The organism is Oceanidesulfovibrio marinus (assembly GCF_013085545.1).
GTDB lineage: Bacteria > Desulfobacterota > Desulfovibrionia > Desulfovibrionales > Desulfovibrionaceae > Oceanidesulfovibrio > Oceanidesulfovibrio marinus.
Map to the genome: position 1 here is coordinate 53,260 of NZ_CP039543.1, position 14,449 is coordinate 67,708.

At 61.7% G+C, this 14,449-nt stretch carries 12 protein-coding genes; 9 read left to right on the top strand and 3 right to left on the bottom strand.

The window, feature by feature from the left end; genetic code table 11:
* The first annotated feature begins 16 nt into the window (after window positions 1–16).
* From E8L03_RS00245 to E8L03_RS00265, 5 genes are all read left to right on the top strand, one after another.
* Window positions 17–1,801 carry a DUF4350 domain-containing protein gene (locus E8L03_RS00245; protein WP_171266232.1) on the top strand — a complete coding sequence of 595 codons (1,785 nt, stop codon included), beginning with the start codon at window positions 17–19 and terminating at the stop codon, window positions 1,799–1,801.
* Between the two features lie 200 nt (window positions 1,802–2,001).
* Window positions 2,002–2,262, top strand: coding sequence for a type II toxin-antitoxin system RelE family toxin (locus E8L03_RS00250; RefSeq protein WP_171266233.1), 261 nt, complete (start codon window positions 2,002–2,004; stop codon window positions 2,260–2,262).
* On the top strand, window positions 2,246–2,608 hold the full coding sequence (locus tag E8L03_RS00255; protein WP_144304968.1) for a helix-turn-helix domain-containing protein: 363 nt from the start codon (window positions 2,246–2,248) through the stop codon (window positions 2,606–2,608). Before E8L03_RS00250 ends, E8L03_RS00255 begins: the two co-directional genes overlap by 17 nt.
* Window positions 2,609–2,793: 185 nt before the next feature.
* Window positions 2,794–3,735 (top strand): AAA family ATPase, encoded by a 942-nt coding sequence (locus tag E8L03_RS00260; RefSeq protein WP_216367921.1) that lies wholly within the window; start codon window positions 2,794–2,796, stop codon window positions 3,733–3,735.
* Between the two features lie 38 nt (window positions 3,736–3,773).
* Window positions 3,774–5,093 (top strand): DUF58 domain-containing protein, encoded by a 1,320-nt coding sequence (locus tag E8L03_RS00265; RefSeq protein ID WP_171266235.1) that lies wholly within the window; start codon window positions 3,774–3,776, stop codon window positions 5,091–5,093.
* Here E8L03_RS00265 and E8L03_RS00270 read toward each other — a convergent pair.
* On the bottom strand, window positions 5,071–6,171 hold the full coding sequence (locus tag E8L03_RS00270) for a stage II sporulation protein M (RefSeq protein WP_171266236.1): 1,101 nt from the start codon (window positions 6,169–6,171) through the stop codon (window positions 5,071–5,073). The genes E8L03_RS00265 and E8L03_RS00270 overlap by 23 nt on opposite strands.
* Before the next feature lie 92 nt (window positions 6,172–6,263).
* Here E8L03_RS00270 and E8L03_RS00275 point away from each other — a divergent pair, with 92 nt between their 5' ends.
* Complete coding sequence (locus tag E8L03_RS00275) at window positions 6,264–7,115, top strand: RDD family protein (protein ID WP_144304964.1); 852 nt, start codon at window positions 6,264–6,266, stop codon at window positions 7,113–7,115.
* A 136-nt stretch (window positions 7,116–7,251) separates the two neighbouring features.
* Entirely contained in the window at window positions 7,252–7,662 is a 411-nt protein-coding gene (locus E8L03_RS00280) for a bacteriohemerythrin (protein WP_144304963.1), read from the top strand.
* A gap of 264 nt (window positions 7,663–7,926) precedes the next feature.
* Here the strand turns inward: E8L03_RS00280 and E8L03_RS00285 are convergent, their stop codons facing one another.
* Both E8L03_RS00285 and E8L03_RS00290 read right to left on the bottom strand, forming a co-directional pair.
* Complete coding sequence (locus E8L03_RS00285) at window positions 7,927–9,693, bottom strand: GspE/PulE family protein (RefSeq protein ID WP_144304962.1); 1,767 nt, start codon at window positions 9,691–9,693, stop codon at window positions 7,927–7,929.
* Between the two features lie 244 nt (window positions 9,694–9,937).
* Entirely contained in the window at window positions 9,938–10,321 is a 384-nt protein-coding gene (locus E8L03_RS00290) for a hypothetical protein (RefSeq protein WP_144304961.1), read from the bottom strand.
* A gap of 392 nt (window positions 10,322–10,713) precedes the next feature.
* Here E8L03_RS00290 and E8L03_RS00295 point away from each other — a divergent pair, with 392 nt between their 5' ends.
* On the top strand, window positions 10,714–13,440 hold the full coding sequence (locus E8L03_RS00295; protein WP_171266237.1) for an ABC transporter substrate binding protein: 2,727 nt from the start codon (window positions 10,714–10,716) through the stop codon (window positions 13,438–13,440).
* 542 nt (window positions 13,441–13,982) lie between these two features.
* On the top strand, window positions 13,983–14,441 hold the full coding sequence (locus tag E8L03_RS00300) for a YbhB/YbcL family Raf kinase inhibitor-like protein (RefSeq protein ID WP_171266238.1): 459 nt from the start codon (window positions 13,983–13,985) through the stop codon (window positions 14,439–14,441).
* Window positions 14,442–14,449: the final 8 nt, after the last annotated feature.

Consider the following 14,449-nt stretch of genomic DNA (forward strand, 5'->3'; position numbering starts at 1 on the left):
CTCCGGATAGAGCGCCATGTTCAAACCGGAACGGGTCATCATCGCGGCCATTGTCCTGGCCATCATCTGCCTGACAGGCATGCTGCTTTCCATGCTCCAGCCCGAAACCCACGAGGGCCGCGGCTACGATACCTTTGGCGTGGAGCCCCACGGGCTGCGCGCGCTGTACGAGACCGTGGAGCAGGCCGGGTTCAACGTGGAGCGCGGGTTCGCACCACCGCACGCGGCCATGGCCGCGGCTGGAAAGGACGGCTGGCTTGTGCTCTGGCGGCCGGACCCCATGTGGGTCTCCCGCGACGAGCGCCAGCTCGAACGGCTCGGCGAATGGGTGGAGTCCGGCGGCGCCGTGATCTTCGCGCCGGTCTTCGATCCGGAGGCGTACTTCTACCAGCCGTGCCACTGCGAGGACGAGGAGGATGAAGCGTCCGCCGGGCAGAACGCCACGGCCGGGGGCAACGCCACGGCTCAGAGCTCAAATGCGACTGCGGAGTCCGGAAACGCCACATCGCACGACGCCAACGCAACCACAGAGGCGGAGAACGCCACGGCCAAGGCAGAGCGACTGAAAAAATGGCGCGAAGAGATGAAGGAGCGGCAGGCCAAGCGCTTCCACGCCCTGGAGCCGCTCAAGCGTATGGGCATTGCCGTGACGCGGCTAGGTGTGACCGACTATGCAGGGGCCATGGCGCGGGAGCGGGAGAAGATCGAGGGGTATCGCGAGAGGTTGCGTGAGAAGCGGGAGCAATGGGAGAAGTCCAAGGAGGAGATGCGGCGCAAGAACCTGGGGCAGGATGAGCCGTCGGAAGCGGAGTCCGGCAACGCCACAGAGGATGCGCCCGAGAGTCCACGTCCCATACGCAAACCGCCGCCGGACCCGAACACGACAGCCCTGAATGCTCCGGCGGAAGAACCGATAATCCTGGCGGCGCAAGGCATCGACAAGAAAAAGCGCGAGTACGACTGGTACGATTACAGGCGCTTCCTGCGCACCCTGGATCTGGACGCGCGCATGGAGCGGACCCTGACCCGGACGGTGACACCGGAAGGGGAGCTGGGCTCGCTCTGGCAGGGGCTGGAGCAGGTCTCCATAGCCGATGAGACGCAGTGCCTGCTGCCGCCGGCCGAAGGGGAGCCGGAGCCGGACGGCGTGCTGGCATTCGAGGCGCACAACGGAACCACCGCGTACCTGGCTGCGGCGTATCGCAAGGGCAAGGGGCTTGTCGTAGTGGTGGCCGATCCGCTGCTCCTGGCCAATGGGTTGCTGGCCAGGCCCGGCAATGCGTACACGGCGCTGGGACCGCTGGCTCATTATGATGGGCAGCGCGGCGAAGTGGTGTTCGACGAGTTTTTCCACGGCCTCACGGTGCGCGGTCGGCCTGTCTGGCTGCTCACGCGGCGGCCGTACGGTCTGGTGGCTCTGGCGCTGATTCTTGCCGCCGGGCTGTGGTGCTGGCGCAGCGGTTCGCGGCTGGGACCGCCGCTACCGGCCATCGTGCCCACGCGGCGCAGTGTGGAGGAGTATCTGGAGGCCATGTCCGGGCTGTTCTTGCGCGGTGAAAAGCAGTCGTTCCTCGCGCAGGAGCTCAAGGCGGGCGTGCTGTGGTGGCTGGGCCGGCGCTATCGCCTGGGATACGGCGAAGAGGATCTGGAGGCCGTGTCCAGGGCCATGGCCCGGCGCGACCCGGAGGGCGCGGAACGGTTGCAATCCGCTGTTCATGAACTGGAAACGTTGGCCGCCCGGCGTAAGCCCTCGGTGAAGAGGCTCGTTGCCGCGGCCAGGGAGTTGACCCGATGTCTGTGAAGTTTTTTGTATAACAGGTAAAAGCTTGATTTTATTTATATATCCAAGGGAAAAACAACATTTTCCTGTGTCTCCGGGGCGTTTGTCATGCGCGGTTGTTGTACCCACTTCCAGATTCAGGAGCGCCGTGTATTCGGAGGCATTTTTGAGAAAAATTCAATTCAAACTTGCAAAAAACTTTCTAGAAACTTACATAAGAAATGAACGATATCGAATGGACCACCCGAGCACGCCGCCAGTTTCGCCGTATTGACGCTGCACAGCGTCCGCGCATCCTGGAAGCTGTCGAGGGCCTGACCATGTGGCCGGATACGCATCAGGACATCAAAAGCCTGCAAAACCGAGAAGGGTACAGGCTGCGCGTGGGCCGTTACCGGGTTTTGTTCACGACCCATGAAGGCGGCGAGGTCCGCATCATTCGAATTGAGGAGGTCAAAAAGCGCGATGAACGAACCTATTAAGGGCGAACCGATTGAGCATCAGGTGCTGCGGGGACCGGACGGCGAGCCTTTATACGCCGTCATCCCCTGGGACGTTTTTGTGGAGCGGTTTGGGGCCGCTGCCGAGCTGGACGACGAGGTAACCATCCCACATGCGGTCATCAAGATCGAGGAGACGCAGGGCTGCTCGATCATCCGCGCCTGGCGCGAGCACCTCGGCCTGACTCAAGCAGGTCTTGCAGAGCGGATGGGCATATCCCGCGCCGCCTACGCACAGATGGAGGCCGTGGGCGCCAACCCCAGGCCGACCACATTGAAGAAGATCGCAGCGGCCATGGGGGTTAACTGGCGGCAGATACAAGATTGATTCACTTTCCTTGCGCAACCAACTTTCGGTCCGTCCCGCGTTGTGTGCGTGGAACAGCAGGTCGCCACAACATCGAGAATATTAGGTCGTGAAGTGGTGTTTATTGTTGGAGTATCCAGTGCCCAGAGGAGTAGACACTGGCGAGCATTAAGAAAGCATCCCAAAAGAGGTATATACAAGTGTCTGTGAAGCAACTACGCGACCGCATCCAGCAGGAGGTGGGCAAGGTCGTCTTCGGCCAGGAAGAGGCCGTGGACTACTCGCTCGCGGCGCTGCTGTCCGGAGGGCACGTCCTTCTGGAAGGCGTTCCCGGCACGGCCAAGACGCTGCTGGTCAAGGCGCTGGCCGCCACACTGCAGCTCGCCTTCGGCCGGGTGCAGATGACCCCGGACAAGCTGCCCGGCGACATCACCGGCACGTCCATCTACCGCGAGGACATCAAGGAGTTCGAGTTCAAGCGCGGGCCCATCTTCACGAACTTCCTGCTGGCCGATGAGATCAACCGCGCCTCGGCCAAGACTCAGGCCGCGCTGCTGGAGGCCATGCAGGAGTACGGCGTAACCCACGACGGCGTGACCCATCCGCTGCCCGAGCCATTCCTGATGTTCGCCACGCAGAACCCGGTGGACCAGGAGGGCACGTACCCCTTGCCCTTGGCGCAGCAGGACCGCTTCATGTTCAAGGTGATAGTGGGCTACCCGGACGCCGAGGCCGAAGAGCGGATGCTGACCGAGCACCACGTGGGCAGCCCGCACCAGCGCCTGCAGGACCTGGGCATCACCCCCGTGGCCGGCGCCAAGCACGTGCTCCAGGCCAGGGAGATCATCCGCAAGACATACGTGCGCGAGGAGCTGGTGGGGTATGTGCGCCGGCTGGCCGCCGCCACCCGGCAGGACGAGAGCCTGCTGGTGGGAGCCTCGCCGCGCGCGGCGCTGATGTGCCTGATGGGGGCAAAAGCCGTGGCGCGGTTCTCGGACCGCGACTATGTGACCCCGGACGACGTGAAGTACGTGTTCCGCGCCGGGCTGCGGCACCGCGTGGTACTCAGCCCCTCGTCCGAGCTGGAAGGCGGCGACGCCGACTCCGTGCTGGGCATGATCCTGGACCGCGTGGAGGTCCCGCGGTGATACGCCCCTTGCGGGGAGTACGGCCAGGCGTTCGCGCCGTGGCCGCGCTGCTTGGGCTGGCCGTCATTGCGGCGGCCGGGTTTGCCGCGCCGTGGCTGGATACCGTGGTCTGGTGGGGCGTCGCGCTTGTCACCGGCCTCATTGCGGAGGATGCCGTGTTGGGTCGGCGGCGGGCCGAGAACGTGCTGGCCATGCTGGAGGCGCCGGCCGTGGTGGGCCGCGGCCGCGTCTTTTCCGTCTCCCTGATCCTGCACAACGAGGGCGAACGTACCGTGTCCGGCGCGGTGCGGGTGGAAGCACCCGAGGTGTTCCGGGTTCTGCACGGGTCCCGGCCCGGACGGCCTGGGCTATGGACAGTGCGGTTCAGGCTGCCGGCCGGGGAGCAGCAACGCTTGACCGCCCAAGCCGTGGTGGACGTGCGCGGCAAGGTAACGCTGGGGCCGGTCTGGCTGCGCATTCCAGGTCCGCTGGGGTTTGCCGAGCGCCGGGTGCAGGTGGCCGCGACGGCCGAAGTGCGAGTTTTCCCGGAAACGCTGGCCGAGCGGGAGGGCTTTCAGGATATGCGCGGGCTGCTGACAGCTCCCGAGGCCAAGACGCCCACGCGCTGGCGCGGCGAGGGGCTGGATTTCGAATCCATCACGCCGTACGAGCGCGGAGACGAGGAGCGGCACATCGACTGGCGCGCTACGGCGCGCACGGGACGGATCATGGTCCGCCGCTATCAGCTGGAGCTCAACCGCGAGGTCTTTGTGGTGCTGGACGCCGGCCGGTTGATGGGCTCCGACACAGGGGAGGGCACCAAGCTGGATCGCGCCGTGGACGCCGGGCTGGTGCTCTGCCGTTCGGCCATCGACCATGGCGACAAGTGCGGTGTGGCCATCTATGACAGCCAGGTGCGCGGGTTCCTGCCGCCTCAGGTGGGGCCGGCCGGGTTCCGGGCCATTGTGGAGAACGTCTACGACACCGAGTGCCTGTTCCGGGAGAGCGACTTCGCCTCCATCTTTGCGCAGTTCCAGGCCAGGCAGCGCAAGCGCGCGCTGGTCATCGTGCTCTCGGACATCGTGGACGAGGCCGGCAGCCGCTCCTTACGGGAAGCATTGCACCGTCTGGCCAAGCGGCACCTCGTGGTCTTTGCGGCGCTGCGTACGCCGCTCATCGAAACGGCGTTTCGTCGGACAACGGACTCCTACCGCGGGCTGGCGCGTCAGGCCGTGGCCAGCAGGCTGCTGCAGGAACGGGAGCGCGGGCTGCACATGCTGCGCCGGTTGGGCGTGCACGTGCTGGACGTGGAGCCCTCGCAGCTCACGGTGAGCCTGGTGAACCGCTACGTGCAGCTCAGAGAGTCGGGACGGCTGTAGCCGCTGCCGGCATCAACACGCCCTGCATCCGGCGGGCCTTCTTCTCCCGCCACTCATACACGAACCCCATGGCGAAGTAGCCGGCCATGGCCACGGCCACGGAGCCGGCAAAGGCCAGGCGCTCCCACGTTTCCATGTGGCTCTGGCGCAGAAAGCTCTCGATGATCGCGGCAAAGAAGAGCAGCATGCCCACGCCCAGCAGGATTTTGGCCGCTTCCTTGCCGGCCGCGGTGAGCTTTGTGATGCGCGACTCCCCGCCCGGGTTGATCACGGCTGCGCCCAGGGCAAGGCCGGCCCCGCCGCAGAGCATGATGGCCGTGAGCTCGGGCACGCCGTGCGGCAGTATCCAGGCCCAGTACTCCGCGTGTATGCCCTGGCTGAGGTGTACATAGCTGAACGCGCCGATCATCATGCCGTTGTAGATGATGAGCAGCAGGGTGGGCACTGCGGCCAGGATGCCCACGGCGAATGAGAGGATGCCGATGGTGAAGTTGTGGCGGAAGAGGAACGAGGCGAAGAAGACCTTGTGTTCGCTGCTCAGGTCGCGGCCGGAGCGCAGGGACTCGATCAACTCCTCGCGCGGAGTGCCGGGCAGCCTGGTCTCCTGGGCCGGCAGGATGGCGTAGGCGGCCATGGGGTCGGCGTTGGAGGCGTAGTAGCCGAACAGGCCGCCGCCGATGAAGATGACGGCGGAGACGAGGTGGAAGATCCAGGTGCGCGCCACGGCGCGGGGAAAGCCCGTGGCCAGGAAGAAGAGGATGCCGGCGATGGGCTTGCGCTGGGGCGGTGCGTAGATGACGCCGTGGGCGGCCGCTGCAAGGTCGTTGAGGTAGGCCACGAGGGCCGGGTCCTCGGTGCGGGTGGCGGCTCTGGCAAGCAGGGTGGTGGTGCGGCGGTAAAGCACATCCAGCCGGGAAAGCTCGTCCGCGGTCATGCGCGCCGGGCCCTTCTTGCGGGCCTTTTTCACCAAAGTTTCAAGCTCTTGCCACGAAGCCCTGTTTCGGAGTAGGGAATCAGCGGCGGGATCGAACCGCTCCGGAACATCCTGGGCCTCGATCCCGCTTTCTGTCGCGTCCACGTGCATCTCCTCGTCACTTTCTGGCTGGAGACGGCCGGGCGCCGGGCCCCTGCGCGTTCCACACCAATCCGAACCTAGCCGGGCGAACCATCATGGCCGGACCGACAGTTACCTTTGAAACTCCGGAAAACGTGCAGGTCAGCTACGAGCCTGCCGGTCTCGGCACGCGCTTCATCGCGTGGTTCGTCGACTCTCTCCTACTATCCATTCTTATGTTTGTCATTTTCGTTGCCGTTATTGCGGCGGGGATAATGACGAGCGAGGTGGCCGACTTCCTGAGAGAGTACCTGGGCCCGGTGTTCGATAAGCTTCTGGACATGCTGGGCCAGGGCGAGGCCTGGGAGAGCGGACCGGTCATGCAGATGGTCTTCTGGGCTGTCTACTCCGTACTCATGGGCTTCAGCTCGTTTCTCTACTTCGGGCTGTTCGAGTACATGATGGACGGCCGCACCCCCGGCAAGAAGTGGCTCCACATCCGCGTGGTCAAGGACCGCGGCTTCACCCTGGACGCCGGCAGCATCTTTCTGCGCAACATCTTCCGCATCATCGATCAGATCACCCTGCTGTGGATCGTGCCGGTGGTCTCGCCCAAGTCGCAACGCCTGGGCGACATGGTGGCCGGCACCCTGGTGGTGCGCGACAAGCCGCGCAAGCTCTCCCGCGTGCGCGAAGAGCTGCTGGCCAGACCGCAGCACGCCATCCGTTTTCCCCTGGACGGCGCGCAGCTCGCCCGGCTGGACGAGAAGGTGCTGCAGGCCGCCGAGCAGTACCTGGACCGCTACGACGATCTGAGCGCGGAGCAGCAGGAAGCGCTCGCCCTGCGGCTCTCCGCCTCCATGGCGCAACGCATGGGCCAGGAGCCGCCGGAACGGGGCATGGCCCTGGTTTTTCTGGTGGATGCGCTCTCGCAGGTGTTCAAGCGCCGCGCCCGCCGGCTGGCGTAGGACGCGGCCGATATCCGGGCTTTTCCCGAAGCGTCGAATAGGGTACTCTGTACCCGCCAACCAATGCCGGACCGCCCAATGGCCCGGGCGCGGCTTCCGGCGGCCGTTGACCCGCGGGCCGCTTCCGGAGCGGAATATGCCTCTAGTCGAATGGAGCCCCAGACTGCACATCGGCATCGCCACGATTGACGAGCAGCATGAGTACCTCACCGGCCTTATCAACAAGCTGTATGCGGCGCACACCGACGGGAAGGACCGCGAAGCCCTCCAGCCCATAGTCAACGCCATCAGCGACTACGCCCAGTACCACTTCTCCGAAGAGCAGAAGCTCATGGAGCAGTACGAGTACCCCACCTTCGAGGGGCACAAAGCCCTGCACGACGACTTTATCGTCAAGTCCGTGGAATATCTCTTCGACTACCTCAACGGCAAAGAAGAAGAGCTCTCCACCGAGATGCTCGACTACCTGACCGACTGGTGGCTCAACCACATCAGCAGGGTCGATCAGGAGATGGGGAACTACCTCAAATCCAAAGGCGCGAGCTAGCAGTACGGCTGCGTTTTGTCAGGCTTTCGGGTGATGGGGGACTCTGTCCCCCACGCCCCCTGCGGGAGAACGACGCCTCCGGCGGCCAGGGGAACTTAATCCCCTGGACCCCCAATTTTGGCCCAGGATTTTTCTGTTCAGGGAAATCTAATGGGCAGGGTAATCAACCGAGTTGGTGCAGGGACACTTACGAACTGCACTGCCGGGGTGGCCCCCAGCGTTCAGAGGATCCTGTTTTCCTAGACCCCAGGTTCCGGATCGTTTTTAAATTTCAAAAGCGATGGTCATGTACTCTTCGATGGACGTTCGTCCTTCGAGGACCTTGATGGCGGCGTTCTGCTTGAGGGTGACCAGGGTCCCGGCCTTCACGGCGGCTGAGCGGATCTGGTGGGCCGAGGCGCGCTTGATGATCATGTCCTGGACGTTCTCGTCCACTTCCAGAATTTCGAACACGCCGACGCGGCCTTTGTAGCCGGAGCGGCCGCACTTTGGGCAGCCCACGGCCTTGCGGATGGTCAGGCCCTCGGACGGTTTGACGCCGAGGATCTTGAGGTGCTTGGACGTGGCCGGGATTTCTTCGGCGCAGTCGTCGCAGAGGCGGCGCACCAGGCGCTGGGCCACGGAGACGAGCAGGGTGGAGGCCACGAGGAAGGGTTCGATGCCCATTTCCACCATGCGGGTGATGGTGTCCGCGGCGTTGTTGGTATGCAGGGTGGAAAGGACCTTGTGGCCGGTGAGGGCGGACTTGATGGCGATGTCCGCGGTTTCGAGGTCGCGAATCTCGCCCACCATGATGATGTCCGGGTCCTGGCGGAGCACGGAGCGCAGGCCGGAGGCGAAGGTCATGCCGGCTTTGCGGTTGAGCTGGATCTGGCAGATGTTGTCCACCCGGTACTCCACCGGGTCCTCCAGGGTGACGATGTTCACGTCGATGGTGTTGAGGCGGTTCAGGATGGAGTAGAGCAGGGTGGTTTTACCGCTGCCTGTGGGGCCTGTGGCGAGGATCATGCCGTAGGGCCGGCGGGTGGCGGTTTTGAGTATCTTGGCCTCGCGTTCGCTCATGCCCAGCTCGGTGAAGTCCATGACGTCGTTGGACTGGTTGAGCAGGCGCATGACCACCTTTTCGCCGTAGATGGTGGGCGTGGTGGAAGTACGCACGCTGATCTCGGTGTCGCGGGTGCGGTAGGTGAAGCGGCCGTCCTGGGGGATGCGCGAGACCGAGATGTCCATATTAGAGAGCAGCTTGATGCGGCTGATAAAGGGCAGGTAGAAGGCCTTGGGCGGGGCCGGGGCCTCTTCCAGCTTGCCGTCCACGCGGAAGCGCAGGAGCACGTCCTTGTGCTTGGGCTGGATGTGGATGTCGCTGGCGCCGCGGTCCAGGGCCTGGACGAGCACGGAGTTCACCAGCTTCACCACGGGCGCGTCCTCGGCCATGTACTGCAGCGAACTGATGGTGACGGTGGAGTCCTCCACCGTGATGCTCTGCTCCTGCTCCACCTCCACGTCGGCGATGCCTTCGAGCATGCGGCCGTACACGCCATAGAAGTGGCTGACGTACTCCTGCTCCGTGCAAATGACGGGCTCGACGTCAAAGCCGGAGGTCTTCATCACGATGTCGATGGCCTCAAGGTCCGTGGGGTCCATCATGGCCAGCCAGAGCAGGGAGCCGTGGCGTTCCAGCGGGACGAGCAGATGGCGGTGGGCCAGAGATTCCGGCACGACCTCGGCCATATCCGTGGAAGGCGGGAAGCGCTCCTTGTCGTAACGGCCCACGCGGAGCTGCCTGGCCAGCAGGCGGACGATGTGGCTCTCGTCCACCACGTTCTTCTGGATGAGGTACTGGCCGAGCTTGATGCCGAGGACCTTCTGGCCTTCCAGCGACTTCTGGAGCTGCTCTGTGGTGAGCAGGCCTTCCTCCATGAGCATTTCGCCCAGGCGTTTGCGGCCCGGCGGAGGGGCGGCGGGGCGCGTCGAGCGAGGCTCTGCCGGTGAGTCCTGGCTCAGGAGGGGGTTGGCAGGATCGGTCTGCATGAAGGGATCATAGCATAGGCGAGCCCCAAGAAAAAGGGGATACGCACACGAAAATATTCAAAGTTTTGCAAGATGGGAGGGCTGGAGACGGGCGCGGTGCATGCCGGATGCACGAAGCTGCGCGAGTGCGCAATGGGAAACGGGAGAGCCACGTAGCGGCAACGATGCAATAGAAACAGGCATGGGCGCGCCCGGGGAAAACGAGCGTGCCCATGCAGAAAAAATGGAATGGGAGCGGCGGGGGTCAGCTGCCGGCGTACCGCTGGATGCGGGCGGCAAGCTGTTGCCCCAGGGCCGGGTTGCCGACGCGTTGGACCGCAAGGGCGCTGAGGGCCTCGCGCAGGTCCGTAATCTCGCGGGTTTCCTCGCCGCGGAGAGTCAGCAGGATGCGGCCGTTGTCGAGGAAATCGACGGTGCCTGCCTCCACCCAGCCCCAGATGGGATGGTCGTAATTCACCTGCACCAGGGTGCCGTGGGTGTGGGCGTGGGTGGTGATGGAGAAATCGTCAAGGCAGGCGGCGCGCGCCGGGCTGGCGTTTACGCCGGCAGTGATGGCGAAGAAGGCCAGAGCCAGGCAGAACACGCAGCCAAGGGTGAAACGCCGGGTGCAAAGAGCAGTCGATCTCATATGGTACGTCTCCTCAAGCCGGATGCGGGCGATTCCGGCATCTTCTCAAACTAGACTGTTTGCGCTCATAGGCAACCCGTATGCACCTGAAGATTTGTTCATGTGCTGGCAATACGCTGATAATGCAGGAATAAAGAGTGACAGGAATGGATACAGGAGCTTGTAGCCGGCTCGTAGCTACTGGCCGGGCACAGCTTCGTTCTGGACAAGGAATGCGGTGATCGCATACAGAAAATAAAATTACACCGAGTGCAATCCGGGTGCTTATGCAAGAAAACTTGTGTCAGGCAACGGTGGTGCTTTCCGGCGTAATTGATGTATGATTATGCCATAGATGCATGTGACATCCGGTCGCGTGCCTGCGTTGCCACAGTGCTCAAGGAGCGATCACGATGGTTCCAGGCAAACGAACGACTTCTCTTCGTGTAGCTCTCTGCGCGTTGCTGTTCCTGCTTCTGCAGATTGCAGCTCATGCGGTACCGCCATGTTGTGCAGCCGCTCCCGCCAGAAATGTCCTGCTTATCAGCTCGTACCATCCAGGATTTCCGACGTTTTTCAGGCAAGTTGAAGGGCTCAACTCCGTATTGAAACCGGCTGGTGTGAAACTTGATGTCGAGTTCATGGACAGCAAGCGATTCAACATACCAGAGAATCTGACGCTGTTTTATGAGCTCTTGAAGTTCAAGCTGGGCAAGCTGCCGCCATATGACGTCATTGTCACATCAGACGACAATGCGCTGTCTTTTGCGCTGAAGCATCGAGACACGCTCTTTCCTGACACTCCGATCGTATTTTGCGGCGTCAACAACGAGTCGCTGGCGCACTCCATGGTCACGGACCCGATGGTCACGGGGGTCATCGAGTCTGTTTCCATGCAGGAAACAATCGACTTGATATGGAAGCTGCGTCCGGACGCCAAGACGATGTATGCGATCGTCGATGAAACGCCCAGCGGGCAGGGCGATCTCGCTACATATCGCAGCTTGCAGTCACACTATCCGGGCAGGAATCTTGCCGTGCTCAACCTGACCGACATGACCTGGGACGAGCTGGGGCAGGAGCTGGAGTCCATCCCCGAGTCGAGCGGCTTGCTGCTTCTCTCCGCGTACCGGGACAAGAACGGCGCTTCCAAGACGTTCGAGGAAGGGCTGGCGTGGATACTGGATCACGCCAAGGCGCCCCTGTTCCATCTTTGGTCGCACGGATTGGGCCAGGGCATCATCGGCGGCAAGATCATCTCGCAGTTCGAGCAGGGCAGGATCGCCGGCCACATGGCGTTGCGGCTTATCAACGGCGAGCCGCCGCGCTCCATACCCATCATCGAAGGGGACCAGGCGAACCGGTTCGCTTTCGATCAGCTCGTACTGAACAAGTACCATATCAGCGATGCCTTGGTGCCGCCAGACAGCCAGATACTGAACAAGCCACCGGGCATCTGGAGCACGCATAGGATCGAAGTGGTCGCAGCGTTGATTGTGTTCATGCTGCTCGCTGTTTTCTTTGTCATACTTTCACTGTATGCCAATAAGCTGAGAAAAACCAAAGTCATGCTGTCTGAAGCACATAAGAGGCTGTCATTCCATGTAACGAACTCTCCATTGGCTCTTATTGAATGGGAAGATGGCAGGCACATCAAGAAATGGTCCAAGCAGGCGGAAGAGATGTTCGGTTGGACTGAAGAGGAAGTGATTGGCAAGAATTGGAATGATTTTGAGTTTATTTATGAAGATGATATTGAAGATGTAACCAATGAGCTTCTCAATCTTTTCGAAGGGAGATCGACATTCAATACAGTTGAAAATAGAAACTATAGGAAAGATAAATCAATTATATATTGCCAGTGGTACAACTCGTCACTCATGGATGAAGATGGGGCGATGATTTCGTTGCTGTCACAGGTTGCTGACGTGACAAAGCTGAAAACATATGAAGCGAACCTGTTGCAGGCCAAAGAGCAGGCCGAGGCGTCCAACCGGGCAAAGTCCGAATTTCTGGCAAACATGAGCCACGAGATACGCACACCGATGAACGGCGTTGTGGGCATGCTTCAGCTCCTTCGGAGTTCTAAATTGAATCCGGAGCAAAGCAACTCCGTCGATATGGCTCTCCAGGCATCAGAGCGATTGACGCTGCTGCTCTCAGACATCCTGGATATATCCGTAATAGAAGCAGGGTACCTGAAGGTCAATAAATCGCCGTTGGATATCTCTGGGGTGCTGAAGCAGACTGTCGAGCTGTTCAAGCCGGCATTCAGTCAGAAAGGTATAGTTTTCAGCGCTTCCATTGACCCGGATGTACGGACCAGGGTTCTGGGCGATGCGACAAGAGTACAGCAGGTGCTGGCCAACTTCATAGGCAACGCATTCAAGTTTACGGCTTCAGGGAGCGTTGCCGTGTCCATATCTTCCCAGCCGGTACACCCGCCAGGCCACGTGCGTCTGCTGTTCACAGTGGCGGATACCGGCATCGGCATTTCGGACAACTCTCTTGAGATACTATTCAACCCGTTTACGCAAGGCAGCCAGGGTCACCAGCGCAACCATGAAGGCGCCGGTCTCGGGCTTTCGATCTGCAAGCGGCTGGTCGAGCTTATGGGCGGCTCCATCTGCGTGGACAGCGAGCTCGGTGTGGGCACGACCATCTATTGCACCATCCCCTTTGAGCTGGACCAGAGGACAGGGGCCGTCAGGGATGATCGTTTGGCGGAAGAGGAGCCCGGCCCGGAAAAGATCAAGGTGCTCGTCGCCGAGGACGACGCCATCAGCCGCACCGCTGCCCGCAAGCAACTGGAGCATATGGGCTACGAGGTGTGTGTGGTGGAAAACGGCCAACGACTGCTGGAAGTCCTGCGGGAGGAGATCCCGGACGTTATTTTGATGGATGTGCGGATGCCGCTGATGGACGGACTGGAAGCAACGCGGGCCATCCGGCGCGGGGAGGCCGGAGCCGACAAGGCCGGCATCCCGATTATCGCCATGACGGCGTATGCGATGAACGGCGACAGAGACTTGATCCTTGCCGCAGGCATGGATGAGTACATCTCCAAGCCGGTGGATCTCTCGGTACTGAAGGCTGTTCTCGAGAGCGTGCTCAAACAGAGCAAAGCCGACCATGGCTGATTCGTCTGTTGTCATTGCCGCGCATTCTCTGTGGATGAAGATTTTTTTCAGGCACGCCCAGGCCGTAGAAGCGTAGATATCATACGGTGATATAAAATGATTTCTTGTTCTCGCACCAGGGTGTGTGCACAACATCGGGCTTTTGCTAGAATTAGTTTAGAAAAAATCTTGACAAAAATTAACAATCATGGTTTGTAATCCCCAAAGCCTGGGGCACGCGTGACGGCGGACAGAGGAAGAGAATAAACGTACAGAGCTCCTGCTCCCCAATATCTCCACTCGCCATCGCACGGTGTACTCGGGTTTTTTCACGCCGTCCTTTCGCGCCGCTCCATCCTTTCCGTTTTACCGCTTCCCTTCCGTCCCCATCAGCTATCGAGCCCGTTCCCATAAGAACGCCGCTGGCATCGCGTTTGTCGATTCGTCCTGGTTTCGGCCGCCGCCCCTTCCGTCCGGGTGAGCCGCTGTGCTATCCTGGGATGTACGCTTGATCAGGAGCCTTGCGAGACGAACGATCGTGAAACCACGTGGAGGATAGATCCATGGCGTTTGAGCTGACGAGCCCGGCGTTCGAGAACGGAAAGCCCATCCCCATTCGACATACGTGCGACGGCGAGGATATTTCGCCCGCTCTGGAGTGGTCCGGCGTGCCGGACAAAGCCACGAGCCTGGTGCTGATCTGCGACGATCCGGACGCGCCGGGCGGCACGTTCGACCACTGGATCGTCTACAACCTGCCGCCGGACATCGACGGCCTGGGCGAAGGCATCGCCCTTGGCACGGCTCTGGAGGGCGGCGGCAACCAGGGCCGCAACGACTTCCGCAAGGTGGGATACGGCGGACCGTGCCCCCCTTCGGGCACACACCGCTATTACTTCACGCTCTACGCCGTGGACGGCACGCTGGATTATGCCGAACCGCCCGGCAAACAGGCCGTTCTCGACGACATCGAGGACTCGGTGCTGGGCAAGGCGCAGCTCATGGGCACATACTCGCGCTGAGTGCGAGC

What these genes read in the sequence shown, in the direction of transcription:
- E8L03_RS00295 (WP_171266237.1), top strand. Translation starts at nt 10,714, where the DNA reads ATGGTTCCAGGCAAACGAACGACTTCTCTTCGTGTAGCTCTCTGCGCG.
- E8L03_RS00300 (WP_171266238.1), top strand. Translation starts at nt 13,983, where the DNA reads ATGGCGTTTGAGCTGACGAGCCCGGCGTTCGAGAACGGAAAGCCCATC.
- E8L03_RS00280 (WP_144304963.1), top strand. Translation starts at nt 7,252, where the DNA reads ATGCCTCTAGTCGAATGGAGCCCCAGACTGCACATCGGCATCGCCACG.
- E8L03_RS00255 (WP_144304968.1), top strand. Translation starts at nt 2,246, where the DNA reads ATGAACGAACCTATTAAGGGCGAACCGATTGAGCATCAGGTGCTGCGG.
- E8L03_RS00275 (WP_144304964.1), top strand. Translation starts at nt 6,264, where the DNA reads ATGGCCGGACCGACAGTTACCTTTGAAACTCCGGAAAACGTGCAGGTC.
- E8L03_RS00250 (WP_171266233.1), top strand. Translation starts at nt 2,002, where the DNA reads ATGAACGATATCGAATGGACCACCCGAGCACGCCGCCAGTTTCGCCGT.
- E8L03_RS00285 (WP_144304962.1), bottom strand. Translation starts at nt 9,693, where the DNA reads ATGCAGACCGATCCTGCCAACCCCCTCCTGAGCCAGGACTCACCGGCA.
- E8L03_RS00245 (WP_171266232.1), top strand. Translation starts at nt 17, where the DNA reads ATGTTCAAACCGGAACGGGTCATCATCGCGGCCATTGTCCTGGCCATC.
- E8L03_RS00290 (WP_144304961.1), bottom strand. Translation starts at nt 10,321, where the DNA reads ATGAGATCGACTGCTCTTTGCACCCGGCGTTTCACCCTTGGCTGCGTG.